Raw genomic sequence first — 19535 nt, 5'->3', positions numbered from 1 at the left:
GCTATTATGAATAAGCTTAATGTAATCTCCATTGCTCTGCTTTCTACTTTATCAATTGGTGCTAACGCGTCTAACGAACCTATCGAAATCATTCCTGCAGCCGTTATCACTAATCCCGAAAAGGTTGAGCTTGGTAAGATGCTATTCTTCGAACCAAGATTGTCGAAATCGGGCTTTATTTCATGTAACTCTTGCCACAACATTTCAACTGGTGGTGTTGATGCGCTACCGACCTCTATTGGCCATAACTGGCAACAAGGTCCAATTAACTCACCAACCGTGCTTAACGCTGAATATGGTCTAGCACAATTTTGGGACGGTCGCGCTAAGGATCTAAAAGAACAAGCCGCTGGACCTATTGCTAACCCTAAAGAAATGGGCTTCACTCACGATCTTGCTGTCGATACAGTACGTTCAATGCCTGCTTACCAAGCTCGTTTTGCCGATGTTTATAACTCAAAAGAGATCAACATAGATATGATCACTGATGCTATTGCTGAGTTCGAAAAGACCTTGGTAACCCCTAACGCACCTTTTGACTTATACCTTCAAGGCGACAAAGCGGCTATTACCGAACAAGCGAAAGCTGGCTACCAATTATTTAAAGATAAAGGTTGTGTGAGCTGCCATAACGGTCCTGCTGTTGGTGGCACCATGTACATGAAGATGGGCCTAGTCAAACCATTCCACACCAACAACCCAGCGGAAGGCAGAAAAGGCGTAACAGGCAAAGAAGCCGACAAGTTTGTCTTTAAAGTGCCAACATTGCGTAATATCGAACTGACCTACCCGTACTTCCATGATGGTAGCGTGTGGGATTTAGAAGAAGCGGTAAATACCATGGCTGATATTCAATTGGGTCAAAAGCTTTCAAACAAAGAAGTTAAAGAGATGGTCGCATTCTTAAACTCTTTGACAGGTGAGCAACCACAAATTGTGTTACCAATTTTGCCACCATCTAATAAAAACACACCTCGCCCAGTACCTTTCGCAGATTGATCGATTTGTATTGAAAAATAAAAAGAGCTGCATATTTGCAGCTCTTTTTATTTCTATACATTGTTCGCTGCTAACTAGCAGCCCTATAAACATCATTGCTACGGCTGAATTTGTAAACGCTTTAAAATTAGTCAATAAAGCCAAATAAGCCTTAATACCTTCAGTGGCAATATTAGCGATAGTACATAAGCCATTAAGCTAAGATCCAATAACAGAGCCTTTAACCAACTTGTTTATAATGCAATATTTGAAAACGTTCAATAATTGCAAGAAGCACACCTTGCCGGCGCATATTACTTAGTATACCGGGGCTAAAACGGTCAATTCGAGACATGGCGGTTAATAACAACTGACATTCATAAATAGACGCATCACCAATGTATTCAGGGCGATCAACCATATGGCTATTTTGATACCATTCATCCCATTCGAACTCATCAAGAAGCATACCGCAACGATCTAAGTCAGTGACAAACTCTTGTAGGCGCATATCCGATACATTTTGGTTATCGAGTTTCAGATCACTGGCATATTTAGCGTACAAATTTGGCGTGTAACCTTTTGAAGTATTCTTGTTCATTGTAAATCTCCATTCAAATCAGTACCGACATGCACTTGTGATTAACTCACTAGTCGTATACATGCTTGCTATGCATTGCACGTACCAATTATTAATGGAGCTAGTCTAATGGAGACAAGCTGAACACAAACTTAACGTTCGCTTCTGTTATAAATCACTGTAATAAAACAAATTAAATACGTTAACCTCCAGAGTAAGACTGTTATGACCGTATGTACCAAAATGATTTTTACCTACAAAATGCAATATTTAATAAAAACTCACCGAGATTGAGGCATCAAATAACAATGAATACCAAGGTAAAAAGCACATTAACAATGTGCTTTGCATCTAGGTTTGCAAAATGCGATATGTACTCACAGATCAAAGCCACTAATGTCCATTATCTCTTCTTGCCACGAGTATGATGCTCTCACGGTGACACCAACTTTACAAAGACAGAACCTGAGACTGTGGACAAAAAATATGCCCTATACTTGTCACAAGGTTCATTCGCAAAAGTTAACGTTATGAGACAGACTTATTTAACACGAATATTCTTTGTATCATTGCTTAGCAGTAGTTTTTTAGCCATCGGTGCATACGCAAAAAATGATAAACATGATAAAGGCCAAGGCAAACCAGCCAAAGAACTACCTTACGGCTTACAAAAAAAAGCAGCTCATGGAGAGCCCTTACCACCTGGCTGGCAAAAGAAACTAAAACGAGGAGATAGGCTAAGTGATGAGCTTTACTCTCGAGGAAAAATTAACTCGCCTATAGATAAGAATGGCAATATCGTCATTGATATCGATAATACTCCGATTAAAATCAATCACAAAACACGAGAGATCATCAATATCTTAGTTAAGAATAATTAGCCTCGCAGTTTAGTATCAAAAAACAGCTAGAAGATCCCGTACCTAGCTTGATCACAGGTAACAGATATTAGTTAGCAGCCGCTTCATTGGAGATATTGGCGCGTTAAATATGGGTTCTCGTTACCTATATCAATTTGCGAGTAACATATAGCGGTTAACTATCTAGTATCCATTGTAGAGTTCAACTCTGCGTTAAACTCTTCCATGATAAGATCGGTAAACAAACGACCTGCACGCCCAAGCGGTCTTTCCATGGTTGAAACTAGCTGTGGAGTAAAGCTATAACGATTGCCTCCCATAAAGTCGACTTCAACAAGTTCACCGCTTTTTAGTTCAGCTTCAATTAAAAAGTCGGGCATCCAGCCAAACCCCAGCCCCATTAATAGCGCATTCTTTTTCATTACAAAGCCTGACAGATAAAATACCTTATCTCCACCAAACTGCATTTCATCTCGGTAATGCTTATTGATTGATGAATCTTCAATCGTCAATTCTACATGCCGCTGCAACTCAAATAGGCTCAATTGCTTCTCTGTCGCTAACGGGTGATCTGCAGCGACCACTAAAACACTAGTAATCTCTGGTAATGCCTGAGGTCGATAACTTGGACCTGTGCGATAATCCTTTACTAGCATTAAGTCTGCACTATCGCGTTCAAATCTTTCTTGGACGCCACCTAGAAACTCCATGTTAAGCTGCACTTTAGTCGGAATTTGTAGCTCGGTCAGACGTTTTAGCGCGCGCATAATAGGCTTCATCGGCAAAGCATCATCAATCACCAACTCTAACTTTGGTTCCCAGCCTTCACTAAACTTGCTGGCTAAATGTTCAATGTTAGCAAGGTATTGCAGTAACCTTTGGCCTTCCGCCAGAATAACTTTCCCCTCAGGAGTTAACTCCGCACGATATTGGTCGCGACAAAAAAGGTTTACACCAAGGTGCTGCTCGAGCTTTTTCACTTGATAGCTCACCGCGGACTGCGCCTTATGTAAACGCTCCGCAGCCTTAGCAAAGCTGCCCTCTTCCACTAATATCTGCAATACTTTAAATGCATCAACATCAATCCGCATAATGCTTCCCTAGCGTAAAGCTGAAATTACCATCTATTTTTTAGATGATGTCATAGCAATTATTATTCTTTTTTTTGTTTGTTTAAGCAACTAAATTGAAGATAGATCACATTTACACTGAAATACGTGCCCGAGTACAACGAAGGAAAGCGAATATGCCATTTTATGTGAAGCAAGGAAATATTCCGACAAAGCGACATATCACATTTAAAAAAGACAATGGTGAACTGTATCGTGAAGAGTTGTTTTCAACTCATGGATTTTCAAATATTTATTCAAATAAGTATCACCATAATATGCCGACAAAGGCACTATCAGTGAGTCCTTATAGTCTCTCTCATGGAGAAGTATGGCAAGACTCGTTGGTACAAAACTATAAGCTCGATACTAAGAAAGCCGATTGTAAAGGTAACTTCTTCAATAGCCGTAATAAAATTTTCTTTAATAACGATGTGGCGATGTACACAGCGAATGTGACTGAAGACACTAACGAATTCTACCGTAACGCCTACGCAGATGAAGTCATTTTTGTTCATGAAGGTCAAGGTACACTTTATAGTGAATACGGCGCCCTCGCTGTAAAGAAGTGGGATTACCTTATTATTCCCCGTGGCACCATTTATCAATTAAAGTTTGATGATTACGCAAACGTACGCCTGTTTGTGGTTGAATCATCAAGCATGGTCGAAGTACCAAAGCATTTCCGAAACGAATATGGCCAAATGCTTGAGTCAGCTCCCTATTGCGAACGCGATATCCGCACGCCCGTATTAGAAGATGCCATTGTAGAGCAAGGCGAGTTTCCATTAGTTTGCAAATTTGGCGATAAATACCAACAAACTTCACTAGAGTGGCACCCATTTGATCTAGTCGGATGGGATGGCTGTGTATATCCATGGGCATTCAATATTCAAGAATATGCGCCTAAGGTGGGGAAAATTCATTTACCGCCATCAGATCACTTAGTATTTACAGCACATAACTTTGTTATTTGTAACTTCGTACCTCGCCCCTACGACTTCCACCCACAGTCAATCCCCGCGCCTTATTACCATAACAATATCGACAGCGACGAAGTGCTTTATTACGTCGATGGCGACTTTATGAGTCGCACAGGTATTGAAGCTGGCTATATGACATTACATCAAAAAGGTGTGCCACACGGACCGCAACCTGGTCGCACTGAAGCGTCTATAGGCAAAACTGAAACTTATGAATATGCAGTGATGGTTGATACCTTCGCACCACTGCAACTCACTGAACATGTAAAGCATTGCATGAGTATCGACTACAACCGTTCTTGGATTGAAAACTAAACGGTTTTACCCATTTTAATACAAGCATTAGGTCACCCAAGAGTGGCTGGTCTGTAGTAACAAATTGACAGAGGAAATAACAATGGCAAGCGAACAAAACCCACTAGGCTTACTCGGTATTGAATTCACTGAGTTTGCAACGCCTGAACAAGATTTTATGCACCAAGTATTTATCGATTTCGGTTTTTCATTGCTAAAAAAATCAAAGTCTAAAGAGATTTTGTACTACAAACAAAACGATATTAACTTCTTGCTTAATACTGAGCGTAAGGGATTCTCAGCAGAGTTTGCTAAAAGCCATGGCCCGGCAATTTGCTCTATGGGTTGGCGCGTTGAAGACGCACAGTTTGCATTTGAAGGCGCTGTTGCCCGCGGTGCAAAACCTGCAGATGATGCAGCTAAAGATATGCCATACCCAGCAATTTACGGTATTGGCGATAGCCTCATTTACTTTATTGATACCTTCGGTGAAACCGACAATATCTATGCTAAAGACTTTGAAGATCTACAAGAGCAGATCATCACTAAAGAGAAAGGCTTTATGGAAGTCGACCATTTAACCAATAATGTCTACAAGGGCACGATGGAATACTGGTCAAACTTCTACAAAGACATTTTCGGTTTTACTGAAGTACGCTACTTTGACATTAAAGGCTCACAAACAGCTCTTATCTCTTATGCGCTGCGTTCACCAGATGGTAGTTTCTGTATCCCGATTAACGAAGGTAAAGGCAACGATAAAAACCAAATTGATGAGTATTTACGTGAATATGATGGCCCTGGTGTACAGCACTTAGCGTTCAGAAGCCGTGATATCGTGGGCTCACTCGATGCAATGGAAGGCTCGTCTATTCAAACCTTGGATATCATTCCAGAATATTACGACACCATCTTTGAAAAGCTACCACAAGTGACCGAAGACCGTGAGCGTATCAAGCATCACCAAATTTTGGTTGATGGTGATGAAGACGGCTACTTACTGCAAATTTTCACGAAAAATCTATTTGGTCCAATTTTCATTGAGATCATTCAACGTAAAAATAATTTAGGTTTTGGTGAAGGTAATTTTACCGCGTTATTTGAATCAATTGAGCGCGATCAACAGCGTCGTGGTGTGCTGTAAACTCACTCATAGCTAATACGAGCTAGCTAAAACCGCTTTTCTAACATAAAAACCCGCTTAAAAGCGGGTTTTTATGTTTACTGACCTATCCTCAACCTGTGTTTTTCTCTACACTGTGGCCTTTCAAAGGCTAAGCTCTTTTAGCCCATTATCATCCAAAAGCACTGATCTCACCATGCCTGATTTAACCTTATTAGCCGTTTTTTTACCGACATTTTTTTTCGTCTCTATCACACCTGGAATGTGTATGACCCTCGCCATGACATTGGGTATGAGCATTGGCTTTCGCCGTACCCTTTGGATGATGGTTGGTGAGCTTGTTGGAGTTGCCTTAGTCGCTGTGGCCGCTGTAATGGGCGTAGCCAGTGTTATGCTCAACTACCCTGACATTTTCTCTATTTTGAAATGGGTAGGCGGAATGTATTTAGTTTATATTGGCGTCAACATGTGGCGTTCAAAAGGCAAGATGGCCATCATTGAAGGCCAGCAAACACCGAGTGTTGGTAACTTAGAACTTATTTCACAAGGGTTTTTTACTGCAATTGCTAACCCCAAGGGCTGGGCGTTTATGGTGTCACTGCTACCACCTTTTATTAATGTAGAGCGCGAAGTGGCGCCGCAGCTTATGGCACTTGTGAGCATTATTTTATTTACTGAATTAGTGAGCATGATGGCGTATGCTGCGGGTGGCAAAAGTTTGCGGATATTTTTAAGCCGTGGCGATAACATCAAATGGATGAACCGTATTGCTGGTAGCTTAATGATATTTGTCGGGATTTGGCTTGCAGCCGTATAACTGCATATTGCAGTCATAGCGGCTAATTTGTTCTAACTCATCAATAATAAGGTGTATTCAATGAAGTCTATCAAACTGGTGTTACTCTTGGTTGCAGGCTTATATCTATCGGGTTGTACATCAACACCGATTGTAGAATTAAATAATGAACCTATCCCTACCAATAGCGCACACAGCATTGAACAAGCGATTATTCAGGGTTGTAAAGCCAAGGGCTGGACGCCTATCGTAGCAAGCAGTAATACAATTGATGCTTATATTACAGTGCGCTCTCACAAAGCTCATGTACAAATAACTTATGATGATAAGTTTTATAATATTAACTATGTATCCAGCACCAATTTAGATTACGACAATGGAAAAATTCACCGTAATTATAATAAATGGATCTACAAGCTGTCTGCATCAATTCAGCAGCAACTGGGCACCCGAGCTCATGGCTATTAGATGCACAAGCTCTAATCTATTTACCTAACTCGCTATTGTTATAATCCCTTGCCGTCTAGTCGAGGGATTTATAAGGTAGCTTCTGCTTAAGCTGTTGCATATAGATTTTGATGTTTTCAGCTTCTTGCAAAGTAAAGCTATGGATCGCTTGTCTAAATTCCTGATGCGCTATCTCATGGTTTGAGTAAGTCGCAATAGGCTCAAACCCTCTGGGCACCTTATGTTCGCCTTGAGCGCCAGCATCAAATACTTGCAAACTATTGTCGATACAATACTCAATACCTTGATAGTAACAAGCCTCAAAATGTAATCCGTCAATGTCAACCAATGCCCCCCAATAGCGGCCATACAGATGTGTTGCAGACTTGAAGTATAAAGCTGACGCAACGATTCGCTGCTCGTTATCCCGCACCACAAGTAAGATCACCGCATCGTTTAATGTGGTGCCTAAAGTTTCAAAAAAAACCAAATTAAGGTACCCATAATGCCCTGAACGTTTAGCATAAGTTTGCTGATAACAAGCGTAAAAAAGCTGCCATAACTCAGTGGTAATATCTGGCCCTTCTATAAATTCAAAGCTCAAGTTTGCGCGACTGGCTTTTGCACGCTCTTTTTTAATATCTTTACGCTTTCTGGAGCTTAACGTTGCTAAAAAATTATCAAAGTCGGTGTAATCACGGTTAAACCAGTGAAACTGCGTGCTCAACCGTTGCAAGCTATTGGTTTGAGAGAGTTGTTCAAATTGTGCTTTGGGTAAAAACAAACAGTGCCAGCTTGAAAAATCATACTCGGATAAACATTGTGTGAGAGTATTAGCCACTAATTGCCAAATAATATGCTGCTCTGACTGCGTTTTCGTTTTATCAATCCCTAAACGCTTTCCTGTTGTTGGCGTGAAGGGAACTGCTGATAGAAGCTTGGGATAATACGCTAGCTGATGACGCTCAAAAGCATCCGCCCAAGCCCAGTCAAATACGTACTCGCCATAGGAGTGAGCCTTAATATACAGCGGCATAACAGCAACGATGGTGTCTTTAGCACAGTGAGTATTAACCTCCTTTATCAATAAGTGCAGTGGCGTCCAGCCCGTTTTAGTACAAACACACTCACTAAATTCAAGCGCTGCTAAATACTCATGTTGATTAAATGGGTTGTCATCAGCCATTAAACGATTCCAGCTTTTCGCTGGGATCTTAGCAATAGCGTCAACCAGTTCAACTTCATAATCTAGGCTATTCAAATCACTGTTTGCTTGCACCGAACTCCCCCATCGTCAATGACCTCTCCTTGAAACTTGCTGTTAATCTTTAATGGCAAACAATTGGTTATATTAGCTTTTCTAACTGTATGCTGTGACCTGACAATAATGCATAGTTGTTTCGGTATTTGATTGAGCTTAGCTAAGCTTGCATTTACCGACAATAAACGTCACATTGCGTTTATCTGCAGAGTAATCACAACACTATAACTATTTACTGCAGATGATAACAATAATGCTAATCGGTTTTAGTATTAGCAGATCATAGTATTGCCACATTTTAGCCTGATACCATTGCAAGGATTTAACATGCGCGCCCTTAAGACTCTCAAGCTTAAACTTCATTGTTCAAGACCTCATATCCCCCGCTCGCTAAGCACTCAGTCATTTAAGGTATTAGCCTTCGCCATTTCAATGGCAATTCCATTAACCACGCTAGCCATTACTGCAATTTCTCCATTACCCGCCCAAGCAAAAGAAGCCTCTATTTATAGCCACAGGGCTACAGCGCAGCCCATTTGGGCAAAACATGGCATGGTATCTAGTCAAGAGGCTTTAGCGACTCAGGCTGGAGTCGAGATTTTAAAGCAAGGGGGAAATGCAGTTGATGCTGCTGTAGCTGTTGGCTTTAGCTTAGCGGTAACCCTGCCAAGAGCTGGCAATATTGGCGGGGGCGGCTTTATGCTGGTTCACCTTGCAAAACCTAATAAAACCATTGCCATCGATTATCGTGAAATGGCGCCAAGCTCAGCTCACAAAAATATTTTTCTTGATACCGACGGCAACCCCGTCAAAAAGCTCAGCCGTGAACACGGCCTGGCTGCAGGAGTACCCGGGACTGTAATGGGTATGGAGCTAGCGCTCGAAAAGTACGGCACCATGACCATGCAGCAAGTAACAACTGCAGCGATTAACATGGCTAAAAATGGCATAGCAGTGACACCCGATCTGCAATCATCACTATCCGGGCTTAAACGCCGAATTGCCCAATGGCCAAGTTCAGCTGAAATTTTTTACAAAGCCGATGGCTCAGATTACCAAATAGGCGAAATTTTAAAGCAGCCGGAACTGGCCCACTCTTTGTCACTTATCGCTAAATCTGGTAGCAAAGGATTTTATCAAGGTGAAACCGCCAAGAAGTTGGTTAACGCCGTGCAAACTGCGGGCGGGATCATGACCTTAAATGACTTAAAAAACTATAAGGTCGTTGAGCGAAAGCCAGTCACTGGTGAGTACCGTGGTTATCAAGTAGTCTCAATGCCGCCGCCATCGTCTGGTGGTATTCACATTATCGAAATGCTTAATATGCTCGAAAACTACCCTGTTAATGAACTTGGGCATAACACAGCAGCAACCTTGCATTTAATGACCGAATCAATGAAGCGTGCTTATGCTGATCGCAGTGAATATCTTGGCGACCCTGACTTTTTCAACGTCCCGGTAAATGCGCTTCTCAGCAAAGATTATGCAAAGCAACTCGCCAAACAAATATCACTAAATAAAGCCACCCCAAGTAACGAGATAAAGCCTGGAAAACTTGCTCCTTATGAAAGTAATCAAACTACCCATTATTCAGTTGTTGATAAATGGGGCAACGCAGTTTCAAATACTTACACGCTTAACTTCAGTTATGGTTCAGGTTTAGTGGCAAAAGGCACCGGAATTTTACTCAATAATGAAATGGATGATTTCTCAGCCAAAGCCGGCACGCCAAATGGCTTTGGATTAATTGGTGGAGAAGCTAATGCAGTCGAAGCCAATAAGCGACCATTAAGCTCTATGAGCCCAACCATTGTAATGAAAGAAGGCAAACCCTACATAGTTACCGGAAGCCCAGGAGGCTCACGCATTATTACTACCACCATGCAGATCATCATGAATGTAATTGATCATGACTTTAATATCGCCGAAGCCACGAATGCAGCAAGAGTGCACCATCAATGGTTGCCCGATACATTACGGGTTGAACATACATTAAATCGAGACACGCTTAGTTTATTGGAAGCAAAAGGTCATACGATAAAAGTGAGTAATGCTATTGGCTCTACTCAATCGATTATGGTTACCGATCAAGGTATTTTCGGAGCAAGCGATCCACGCCGCGCAGGTAGTGAAACAGCTGGTTACTAAGCCACCTAACCTTGCCAGAGCTTAACGCCATTCAATGAATATAAATTGGGCCCTTACAATAGCGTTCGGGCCTTTTTATTCAGCAGTAATCTTATGTAAACAATTATCTCAATCGTTAAAACTATTACTCAGTCACAGTTTTATTTAGATTTAAAACCTAGGATATTCAACAATCTAATAAAACGCGACGATGCGGAGAAGTAATGAACCCTACAACAATGACAAAAAAAGCAAAACCAATTATTCTAGATTGTGATCCAGGTCATGACGATGCTATTTCACTGATTTTAGCCATGAGCAGCCAAACACTAAAGCCACTAGCAGTAACCACCAGCGCGGGCAATCAAACCCCTGACAAGACCTTAAATAATGCACTGCGGATCCTGACTCTACTCGAGCGTCACGATATCCCTGTTGCTGCTGGTGCGCCTAAGCCATTAGCACGCGAACTGATCATTGCCGACAATGTTCACGGCGAGAGTGGCTTAGACGGCCCCCAACTACCCGATCCAGCATTTGAACCATTAGCGATTTCAGGTATCGAGCTCATGGCTCAAAAAGTACGTGAGAGTCATGAGCCTGTGACGCTTGTGCCGTCAGGCCCGCTAACCAATATTGCTCTATTTTTATCGACCTACCCTGAACTGCACAGTAAAATTGAGCGCATTGTATTAATGGGCGGTGCCGCGGAAGCTGGCAACTGGACACCTGCAGCTGAGTTTAATATCTTTGTCGACCCAGAAGCCGCTGATATGGTATTTAAATCAGGGGTGCCTATAACCATGTGCGGCCTTGATATCACTCACCAAGCGCAAATCATGGATGAAGACATTGAGCGTATTCGTGTTATTCCAAACCCAGTCGCTAAGTGCGTCGCCGAGCTACTCGATTTCTTTATGATTTATCATAGAGATCCAAAGTGGGGTTTTGACGGCGCGCCCTTGCATGATCCATGTACTATCGCATGGTTATTAAAGCCAGAGTTATTTACCTCATACGATTGCTGGGTTGGTGTTGAAACTAAAGGTGAATACACCCAAGGTATGACCGTTGTTGACCGTTATCAACTCACCAACAATCCGCATAACACTCAAGTGCTGTGTAAACTTGATAGACAAGGCTTCGTTGACTTAATTGTTGAATGTTTAGAAGCTTATAATTAAGCACTCGATTTGATGAGAGATAACTAAAAGCCACTTTCTTAGCTGAAAGTGGCTTTTTAACGTCAGTTTTTAATCATTAATCTATTGCACATCAGTTTAATCTTCAGCACTGACAATCAAATTGTTAATCGCTTTTGAGATCAAATCTTTTTTCATCTGTGTTTTAACCACTTTCTGGTTAAACCAAAAACTCATCGGCTGGTCAAAACCTATCCCATGCATATAGTTATATATAGCCTTGCGCAAACCTTCACCCAGCATTTCATGATCAGTACCGGTTGGATCGGTAAAGTCGACATCATTTTCTGCAAATAAAATCTCTGGTCGTTCGCTAAGCGTAATACCAAACTGCTCAGGATTAATGCCAATAGGGCTATGAATTGTAGCTACGAATCGGTGCCAATAAGCCGACTGGAAACAACCTTGGCTCATCATCTGACGTACCATTTCAAGTGAATCCACGGTTTCCTGCTCAGTTTGTGTTGGGAAGCCATACATCAAGTAAGCGTGGACTAAGATCCCCGCATCACTGAACGCTTTGGTTACTTGGGCAACACGCTCAACACTTACACCTTTTTTCATTAGCTTCAACAAACGATCTGATGCGACCTCAAGACCGCCACTGACTGCGATACAACCTGAGTCAGCCAGTAATTGGCAACGTGCCTCACTAAAGGTTCTTTCAAAGCGTATATTGCCCCACCAGCTGATCACAACACCACGTTCGATTAGTCGCTTAGCTAATGTAAACAACAGCTTTGGCGGTAGAGCTTCATCAACAAAGTGGAAACCTGTTTCACCGGTTTCTTCGATAAGCTGTTCAATTCGATCCACCAACACATCGGCGCTAGCCGCATCGAATCGGTCAATATAGTCTAAGCTTACGTCGCAAAAACTACATTTACGCCAATAACAACCATGAGCAATCGTCAGTTTGTTCCAGCGTCCATCGCTCCAAATACGGTGCATTGGATTTAGCATTTCACATAAAGACAAATACTCATCCAGCGGCAAACCATCATAGACTGGTGCGCCAACATCAGTTTGTGGAATATCATGGAGTTCCGCGTTTTCATTAAAATGAACATATGCCTCACCGTTTTCGTCTTCAGCGAGGAAATAAGTTCGAACTAAATCGTCAACTTCACGCTGTCCCTGAAAATATTCAAGAAGCGTAATAAATGGACGCTCACCGTCATCAAGACAGATAAAATCGACAAATTCAAAGACCCGAGGATCTTTTAAAGCACGCAGCTCAGTATTTATAAAGCCGCCCCCCATTACAATTGGGAGTTCTGGGTTAATCGCCTTGCACGTTTGTGCAATACGTAACGCACCTAACATGTTGCCAGGAAAAGGTACTGTTAACGCCACCACGCTCGGTTGCGTTTCTTCTAAATATTGCTCAACCAACTGCTCCAAAATTTCTGAACTAAAGCTAGGCTCATCCATTAAAGTGTTGTAGAGGTTATCAAAGCTTGGGTTGGCCGCGGCAAGTTGCTCACCATAGCGACTCACTTCAAAATACGGGTCAACACCTTGTGTGATCACGTTAGATAAATCATTAATAAATAGAGTAGCAAGATATTTGGCTTTATCTTGTACCCCCAGATTACCAAACGCAGCTTGCAAAACATCGCCCGACACGGCTTCCATTTGAGCTATGGTGTCAAACGCTGGACCTTCGGGTAAAAATCGGCGAGAGTTAATCCGCATAGCCAGACTGGGATCTTTACCCTGCAAAAAGCGAATAGCAGGCTCTACTGTTAAATGGTAGCGGTCAAACTCAGCCAAAAAGTTAAAGATGACTTCAGGTAATTCATCATCTTCAAACTGCTCGAAATTTTGCTCTACATGCTGGCGAATCACCTCAAGCGCAGGCGCTGTCATCATTTCAAGAAAAAGCTCAATAGCAGGATCTCGCTGCACCGCCTCATAACCTCGAGAGCGTAAAAAACCAGTCAAATAGGCTGTAGCCGGATAAGGCGTATTCAGCTGGGTCATAGGTGGAGTCATTAGAAGAACGGTCATAACCTGCCTTTAAATAGTAAAACCAAAATACTCTGTTTGAATGTAAACATTAATAACTGAACAACAAAAATCGGGTCAAAACATCCACAGAGTGTGGCAGCTATTATTACTGCCAAAAAATAATGGGGGATTCTAACAAATGCACCAGATAAAAACCCGCAAATAAGTCTGTGCCAGCTTAAATTATCAACACGCCATTATAGTGCTGAGATAGCAAGCACATAACACCGCTTCTAAATGCACGACTTTCAAGCGTTAAACTACAAATTTTTTTTATTAGCCTCTTACAGCGCAAAGAGGATCTCGCTTCTCTGTGTTCGCTTAGTCAATATCTCCGAATAATGACTTTCGAACCATGACAATCATATGCAAATAAAATGCTCAGGCATTGAAAGATATTTTTATTATTACCGTTCTCTATTATGGTAAATCAACTTAAGAGTTCACATTATGCAGTTCACAAATAAACGTCTAACAAAAATAAATCAATTAATACAAGCCATTATTTTTTCAAGCCTAGCACTAATTCCTATTTCAACTTTTGCCGCAGAAAAGTCTATCCCAGAATTAGTCGATGCGGTTAATGGCACTCTCGATTCAGCGAGTCGTGAAGCAGGTAAAAAAGTAAAACTACGCAATCACGCTAAAGGTTTCTGCACTTCAGGAACGTTTACCCCCGCAGCCGATATTAAAAATCAATTCAACATTCCATTTTTAGACCAACAACAAATAAACGTCACGGCCCGGTTCTCACTCGGGGGCACCAATCCTCATGCATCGGACAAAGGTTCAGGACGTTTTATGTCCCTAAAAATCGATGGCGACCAAGAAAGCCTTAACTTTGTCACATCTAACGCACAAGTGTTTTTTGCTAAAAACTTGGAAGACTTCTTTATATTTCAAACCAAAGTTAAACAAGGAGCACAAGGCAAGCAGTGGCTTATTGATAATAAACCCGATGCCAAAACGTTTTTCGAATATGTAAGCCAACGTTCACCAAGTGCCAGCTATGCAAATAGCCGATACTTTGGCGTGAATAGTTTCTTATTCAATACACCGGACAACGCCCAAGTAGCAGGACGCTGGATATTCGAGCCAGTCGCCGGTTCTGCTCCGTTATCAAAACCACAACTTGACGAAAAAACAGATGATTTTTTGCAAAACGAATTACTTAACCGAATAGACAACACACCAGCTATTTGGGATCTATATATCAAGTTGGCAAAAGATACTGACAAAATAAATGATCCAACCATAGTATGGCCAGAATCTCGACAAAGAGTATTAGTTGGCCAAGTAATTATTAATGGCGAACGTGACGCAGAAACGAGCGTACAACAATGTGATAAAAGTATTTTTAATCCTTTATTGCTACCCAATGGTATTACGCCTTCGGCAGATCCTATTTTAAATGCCCGTACCCCAGCTTATATCGAATCGTTTATCAGACGTTTTTAAGGCTAGCGGGTAAAAAGGAGCTGGCTATAAAGTGTTTCCCAGCTCCTTAATCCCATAATTAGGACTTTCTCGATTGAGTACTGCATTTTATCAAGTTAACTTCGCATTAGCGTAACCTTCTCTTTAACACTGATGACTAGGCCATATTGCGACATTTGTAACATAAGATCTTCATATGTAAATTGTAGATGATAATCATTATCATCTAGTTATTTTTCATTTATACTCGCCGCCATCTTTTCTTATCAATGAGAATACTCCGGTGTTATCACGTACTATTAAACTGTTTTCATTATCATTTCTTACATTGTCAATTCAATCCCATGTCTATGCACAAACCACTACTGAGCCGTTAGAGCGACAAAAACCCAGGGTAAATGCGGCAAATAAAGTACTCGGTGCGCCAAAAGTTGATGCGATAGAAGTGATCGAAGTAACAGGCAGAGCCTACCCGCGACAACTAAAATTGACACCACCCGGCACTGCGATTATCACCATGAAGGAGATTGAAGAACAGCAATCAACCCAGTTTGCAGAACTCGTTGATGAACTTCCAGGTATAAATATAGATGGTGGTACACGTGTTGGTGGTGAACGAATTAACGTCTGGGGCTTTGGTGATGAAGAAGATCTTAATTTGTATTTAGATAATGCTCCATTAGGCTTTGAGCAGTATCGCTATGGCTCATTCTTTATCGATCCTGACTTAATTAAACAAGTTCAGGTAATTAAAGGCGCTCACGATGTTCGATCTGGGAATGGTGGATTTGGTGGCTCAATGTATGTAACCAGCAAAAGTGCTGAAGACTTTTTAAAACCCGGCGAGCATTTCGGCGCACGACTTAAAGCCGGATATAGCGATAATGACGACGAAAAGCGCAGCTTGATCAGTTTATATGGTCAATTAAATCGACACCTTTCAGCCATCGTAAACTACACCTATAGAGATGCAAATGACACAACTTTAGGTAATGGTATTTGGGGTGACAATATTGCCGATGAGGGTGAACCTGTTGAATTTGATAGCGGCAATGAAGCTAAGCTCCGTTACTCCGGATACCAACAAAACAGCTTACTCGCTAAAATTGATTTTGATTATGGCGCGCATTTAATGTCTTTATCTATGACTGATTATAAAGACGAAGGTCAAAAGCCATGGGCTAACCGTCGCGGTCAAATGCCAACAATTAGCGATTACAACATTAAAAAATATGGGGATTACGAAACAGCTCTTTACGCAACAACGGCTCATAATACCTATCAAGATACTAATTATGCATTAAATTATCGCTACACACCGAGTAACGATTGGATTGACACTCAACTGGTCATATCAACCAGTGATAATCAGCGCCACTGGGTACGCCCAGATATCGCATGGGAGAAAATGTATGTTTCTGTAGGCAACTTTGGACATGAGTCGTGGCTTGATTACAAACGTTCATTCGTTGATATTAATAATACCAGCTGGTTTGGGGATAGCAGCCTATTAGTTGGACTTCAGTATTTAAGCTCCGACCGTGATTCTTTAGTCTATAACAAGACATACGAAAAAAAAGAAGCCAAAAACTTTGGTTTGTATACGCCTTATTATCAACCTAGCGGAAAACAGCAAACATCCAGCGTGTATGCGGAGTTTAATTATCAAATAACGGATGATCTATTAGTTAAACCCTCTCTTAGATACGACCATATACGTAGTGAAGGTAAAGGTAATTTGGCATCAGACTATAATGATTTCGCGGCTGGGCACGACTATAGTGCGGTTTCACATTCAGGCTTTTCCCCGCGACTAGGTATCAACTATCAATTAAGTGATGAGACACAATTGAGTTTCGACTACGCCTATACACTTCAGGCGCCAGTTATTGATGATATTTACACAGTACAATACGCAAAGGCGAGTAAAGCCATCACGTCTAGCCGAGATCTTGAATTAGAACGCCTACATGCTTATAAACTCGGGCTCACTCAAGTCAATAACGACATATTTACCAATGATGACGTGCTCTCTACCCAAGTCACCTTGTACTATCACAAAGGTGAGAATGATGTCGCAAAACGATCTGGAGTTAATTCTGTGGAGCAAGCACAAGGATATAACACCAATCTCGATGGGTACTATAATAAAGGAGCCGATCTAATCTTAAATTATCGTTATCATGATTTGTTTGCAGATTTAGATGCCTCTTATATTACAGGCAAACATAGTGGCAGCTTAAAAGACTCTAGCGGTGAAGATGAATATCTTGCAGACTTAGCTCCGACTAACATAGGGCTAAAATTAGGTTATTACCTCACTAATGACTTAATGGTTGCTTGGCGCGGAAAATGGTATGACAGTAAATCTGAAGAGCATATGCCTGTTGCCAGCAGTTTTAGAACAGATCAGGCAACCGATGCCTACTTTATTCAAGATTTCTATATTGCTTTCACTGGCGAGTCTGGAGCACTCAATAACTGGGAAGCGTATTTAACTGTAAAGAATATTACTAATCAGTACTACAAACCCTATATGAGCGATGGTATTGCAGCTGCTGGTAGAGATGTTCGAGTCAGTGTCGCTTATAAGTTTTAATTTTCTTGCCTCTTATTTAAAGGCCGGCTTTAGTCATTATGTAAGTGCTGTAACTTACGGCTAATGCGGTTACCTATAATAAGGCGCAGCTTTAAAAGCTGCGCCTTTACCTGACGTTTAGCTTTATTTAGCTATATTTTACGCTGCACGCTTTGTTCCCAAAACTGCTGAGACAGATGATGTGTTTTTGCAGATAAACGCAATACTTGCTCGCCCCGCTCTGCAGCATCTTGGGTTTGCTGCAAACTTTCCAATGACAACTCACTGATCACTTGTATCGAATGGCTAATTTCATTTGCAACTGTGGTTTGCTGGGTCATGGCACAAGCATTTTCATCACTCATGAGATTCATCTTTTTAATCGAATCACGTAGAGCTTCAAAAGACTCATCCACCTGTCTGGCGAGATCGACTGATTGCTCAGCCTTTTGCTGACCAATTTCCATGGCTTTGGCTGCCATCGCTGTACTGTGCCTAAACTTACTCACAATGGTTTCAATATGGGCCGTTGATTCGCTTGTACGACTAGAAAGCTGACGCACTTCATCGGCTACAACAGCAAAACCTCGCCCTGACTCACCCGCTCTTGCCGCTTCAATAGCCGCGTTTAATGCTAAGAGATTAGTTTGCTCAGCAATGCCACGAATAACTTCAAGTACATTATTGATATCTTGGCTATCTTGCTCAATAGAGGCCACAACCGTCGCAAAGTTAGCCACTTCCTCTTTTAGCTGATTAATTGATTGCACTACACGTTCAAGCAGTTCATGGCCTTTCTCTGCCGACAGATTACTTACCGACATTTCACTCGCTGCGCTATGAATATTTTGACTCACTTCATTAAAGCTAGCGCTCATCTCTTCCATCGCGGTGGCTGCTTGGCTCGTTTGCTGGTTTTGGCTATCTGCACGCTCACGGGTACTGCCAATAGTGTCTTTTAAACTAGCGCTTAAACTTTCAATTGAGCCCGCAGAATCTGCCATTCGGCCAACAACACCACCTGTTTCTGTTAGTAAAAACTGTAAAGCAAAGCCCACTTTTCCGATTTCATCTTGGCGGCCAGTAAATACCCCTGTTGCAAGTGGATCATCTATAATCCTAGTGGCTTGTAATACCAAGCGATTAAATGGCTTAAATAATATACTTAGGCCCAAAGTGGCAATCATACTCGCCACAATAACGGCTATTAAAGGTGAATATTGAGCCAATAACACAGCAGCTATTACAGTACAAATCATCAAGCTATATATTCTAGAGGTGAAGCTCAAAATAGGTTTTTTTAGGGCTTTCGGTTGCTTGCCTGCATTTACACTTTGATATATCTGCTCGGCGCGACTAATTTGCTCAGGGGTTGCTTTACGTCGTACCGATTGATACTCGTGAATTTTACCGTTTTCATAGACAGGTGCGATATACGCATTCACCCAATAGTGATCGCCTGATTTGGTTCGATTTTTAACGATACCAACCCAAGGCTTTCCTAATTTTACTTTATCCCAAAGTGATTTAAATGCCACAGAAGGCATGTCAGGGTGACGAACTAAGTTATGTGGCTGCTTTTGTAACTCTTCAAACCTATACCCACTTACATTAATAAAACCTTCGTTTGCATATTTAATATTACCAGCCAAGTCTGTTGTAGACAGTAAAATACAATTGTCGGTGAGCGTCTTTTCTGTCTGAGTCACAGGTTGGTTATTTCGCATACTATTGGGTCTTATCGTGG

Annotated in this window: 15 protein-coding genes; 10 read left to right on the top strand and 5 right to left on the bottom strand. The window is 41.6% G+C overall.

What is annotated here, in order from left to right; translation table 11 throughout:
* The first annotated feature begins 6 nt into the window (after nt 1-6).
* Nucleotides 7-999: a cytochrome-c peroxidase gene (locus tag L2747_RS07410; RefSeq protein WP_248998437.1), complete on the top strand. Its 993-nt coding sequence runs from the start codon at nt 7-9 to the stop codon at nt 997-999.
* Nucleotides 1000-1219: 220 nt separating this feature from the next.
* On the opposite strand, the gene L2747_RS07405 is transcribed toward L2747_RS07410, so the two are convergent.
* Nucleotides 1220-1579 (bottom strand): DUF6508 domain-containing protein, encoded by a 360-nt coding sequence (locus tag L2747_RS07405; RefSeq protein ID WP_248998436.1) that lies wholly within the window; start codon nt 1577-1579, stop codon nt 1220-1222.
* Between the two features lie 452 nt (nt 1580-2031).
* On the opposite strand from L2747_RS07405, the gene L2747_RS07400 reads away from it, so the two are divergent.
* Nucleotides 2032-2439, top strand: coding sequence for a hypothetical protein (locus L2747_RS07400; RefSeq protein WP_248998435.1), 408 nt, complete (start codon nt 2032-2034; stop codon nt 2437-2439).
* 158 nt (nt 2440-2597) lie between these two features.
* Here L2747_RS07400 and L2747_RS07395 read toward each other — a convergent pair whose 3' ends face one another.
* Complete coding sequence (locus tag L2747_RS07395) at nt 2598-3509, bottom strand: LysR family transcriptional regulator (RefSeq protein WP_248998434.1); 912 nt, start codon at nt 3507-3509, stop codon at nt 2598-2600.
* A 155-nt stretch (nt 3510-3664) separates the two neighbouring features.
* Between L2747_RS07395 and L2747_RS07390 the strand changes: the two genes are divergently transcribed.
* The 4 genes from L2747_RS07390 to L2747_RS07375 all read left to right on the top strand — a co-directional run bounded on the left by L2747_RS07390 (nt 3665) and on the right by L2747_RS07375 (nt 7191).
* Nucleotides 3665-4825 carry a homogentisate 1,2-dioxygenase gene (locus L2747_RS07390; protein ID WP_248998433.1) on the top strand — a complete coding sequence of 387 codons (1161 nt, stop codon included), beginning with the start codon at nt 3665-3667 and terminating at the stop codon, nt 4823-4825.
* An 82-nt stretch (nt 4826-4907) separates the two neighbouring features.
* Nucleotides 4908-5948, top strand: coding sequence for a 4-hydroxyphenylpyruvate dioxygenase (hppD, locus tag L2747_RS07385; protein ID WP_248998432.1), 1041 nt, complete (start codon nt 4908-4910; stop codon nt 5946-5948).
* 175 nt (nt 5949-6123) lie between these two features.
* Nucleotides 6124-6744, top strand: a complete 621-nt coding sequence (locus tag L2747_RS07380) for a LysE family translocator (protein ID WP_248998431.1) — start codon at nt 6124-6126, stop codon at nt 6742-6744.
* A gap of 60 nt (nt 6745-6804) precedes the next feature.
* Nucleotides 6805-7191, top strand: a complete 387-nt coding sequence (locus tag L2747_RS07375) for a hypothetical protein (protein ID WP_248998430.1) — start codon at nt 6805-6807, stop codon at nt 7189-7191.
* Between the two features lie 55 nt (nt 7192-7246).
* Here L2747_RS07375 and L2747_RS07370 read toward each other — a convergent pair whose 3' ends face one another.
* A complete protein-coding gene (locus L2747_RS07370; protein WP_248998429.1) occupies nt 7247-8449 on the bottom strand; it encodes a GNAT family N-acetyltransferase in 1203 nt (400 codons plus the stop codon).
* Nucleotides 8450-8863: 414 nt separating this feature from the next.
* Here L2747_RS07370 and ggt point away from each other — a divergent pair, with 414 nt between their 5' ends.
* Both ggt and rihA read left to right on the top strand, forming a co-directional pair.
* Nucleotides 8864-10579: a gamma-glutamyltransferase gene (ggt, locus tag L2747_RS07365; RefSeq protein ID WP_248998545.1), complete on the top strand. Its 1716-nt coding sequence runs from the start codon at nt 8864-8866 to the stop codon at nt 10577-10579.
* Nucleotides 10580-10782: 203 nt separating this feature from the next.
* Entirely contained in the window at nt 10783-11742 is a 960-nt protein-coding gene (gene rihA, locus L2747_RS07360; protein WP_248998428.1) for a pyrimidine-specific ribonucleoside hydrolase RihA, read from the top strand.
* Between the two features lie 96 nt (nt 11743-11838).
* Here rihA and L2747_RS07355 read toward each other — a convergent pair whose 3' ends face one another.
* On the bottom strand, nt 11839-13773 hold the full coding sequence (locus L2747_RS07355; protein WP_248998427.1) for a B12-binding domain-containing radical SAM protein: 1935 nt from the start codon (nt 13771-13773) through the stop codon (nt 11839-11841).
* Nucleotides 13774-14223: 450 nt separating this feature from the next.
* On the opposite strand from L2747_RS07355, the gene L2747_RS07350 reads away from it, so the two are divergent.
* Nucleotides 14224-15231 (top strand): catalase family peroxidase, encoded by a 1008-nt coding sequence (locus L2747_RS07350; protein WP_248998426.1) that lies wholly within the window; start codon nt 14224-14226, stop codon nt 15229-15231.
* 262 nt (nt 15232-15493) lie between these two features.
* Nucleotides 15494-17809, top strand: coding sequence for a TonB-dependent receptor domain-containing protein (locus L2747_RS07345; protein ID WP_248998425.1), 2316 nt, complete (start codon nt 15494-15496; stop codon nt 17807-17809).
* 131 nt (nt 17810-17940) lie between these two features.
* Here the strand turns inward: L2747_RS07345 and L2747_RS07340 are convergent, their stop codons facing one another.
* Entirely contained in the window at nt 17941-19515 is a 1575-nt protein-coding gene (locus L2747_RS07340) for a methyl-accepting chemotaxis protein (protein WP_248998424.1), read from the bottom strand.
* Nucleotides 19516-19535: the final 20 nt, after the last annotated feature.

This window comes from Shewanella marinintestina, assembly GCF_023283845.1.
In the GTDB taxonomy this organism is placed as follows: domain Bacteria; phylum Pseudomonadota; class Gammaproteobacteria; order Enterobacterales; family Shewanellaceae; genus Shewanella; species Shewanella marinintestina.
Note: the sequence above shows the minus strand (reverse complement) of the source record. Positions and strands in the feature narration are given on the sequence as shown.

Bases quoted from the DNA above. Each gene is read 5' to 3' on its own strand.
- L2747_RS07410 (WP_248998437.1), top strand. From the start codon at position 7: ATGAATAAGCTTAATGTAATCTCCATTGCTCTGCTTTCTACTTTATCA.
- L2747_RS07405 (WP_248998436.1), bottom strand. From the start codon at position 1,579: ATGAACAAGAATACTTCAAAAGGTTACACGCCAAATTTGTACGCTAAA.
- L2747_RS07395 (WP_248998434.1), bottom strand. From the start codon at position 3,509: ATGCGGATTGATGTTGATGCATTTAAAGTATTGCAGATATTAGTGGAA.
- L2747_RS07390 (WP_248998433.1), top strand. From the start codon at position 3,665: ATGCCATTTTATGTGAAGCAAGGAAATATTCCGACAAAGCGACATATC.
- hppD (WP_248998432.1), top strand. From the start codon at position 4,908: ATGGCAAGCGAACAAAACCCACTAGGCTTACTCGGTATTGAATTCACT.
- L2747_RS07380 (WP_248998431.1), top strand. From the start codon at position 6,124: ATGCCTGATTTAACCTTATTAGCCGTTTTTTTACCGACATTTTTTTTC.
- L2747_RS07375 (WP_248998430.1), top strand. From the start codon at position 6,805: ATGAAGTCTATCAAACTGGTGTTACTCTTGGTTGCAGGCTTATATCTA.
- ggt (WP_248998545.1), top strand. From the start codon at position 8,864: ATGGCAATTCCATTAACCACGCTAGCCATTACTGCAATTTCTCCATTA.
- rihA (WP_248998428.1), top strand. From the start codon at position 10,783: ATGAACCCTACAACAATGACAAAAAAAGCAAAACCAATTATTCTAGAT.
- L2747_RS07355 (WP_248998427.1), bottom strand. From the start codon at position 13,773: ATGACCGTTCTTCTAATGACTCCACCTATGACCCAGCTGAATACGCCT.
- L2747_RS07350 (WP_248998426.1), top strand. From the start codon at position 14,224: ATGCAGTTCACAAATAAACGTCTAACAAAAATAAATCAATTAATACAA.
- L2747_RS07340 (WP_248998424.1), bottom strand. From the start codon at position 19,515: ATGCGAAATAACCAACCTGTGACTCAGACAGAAAAGACGCTCACCGAC.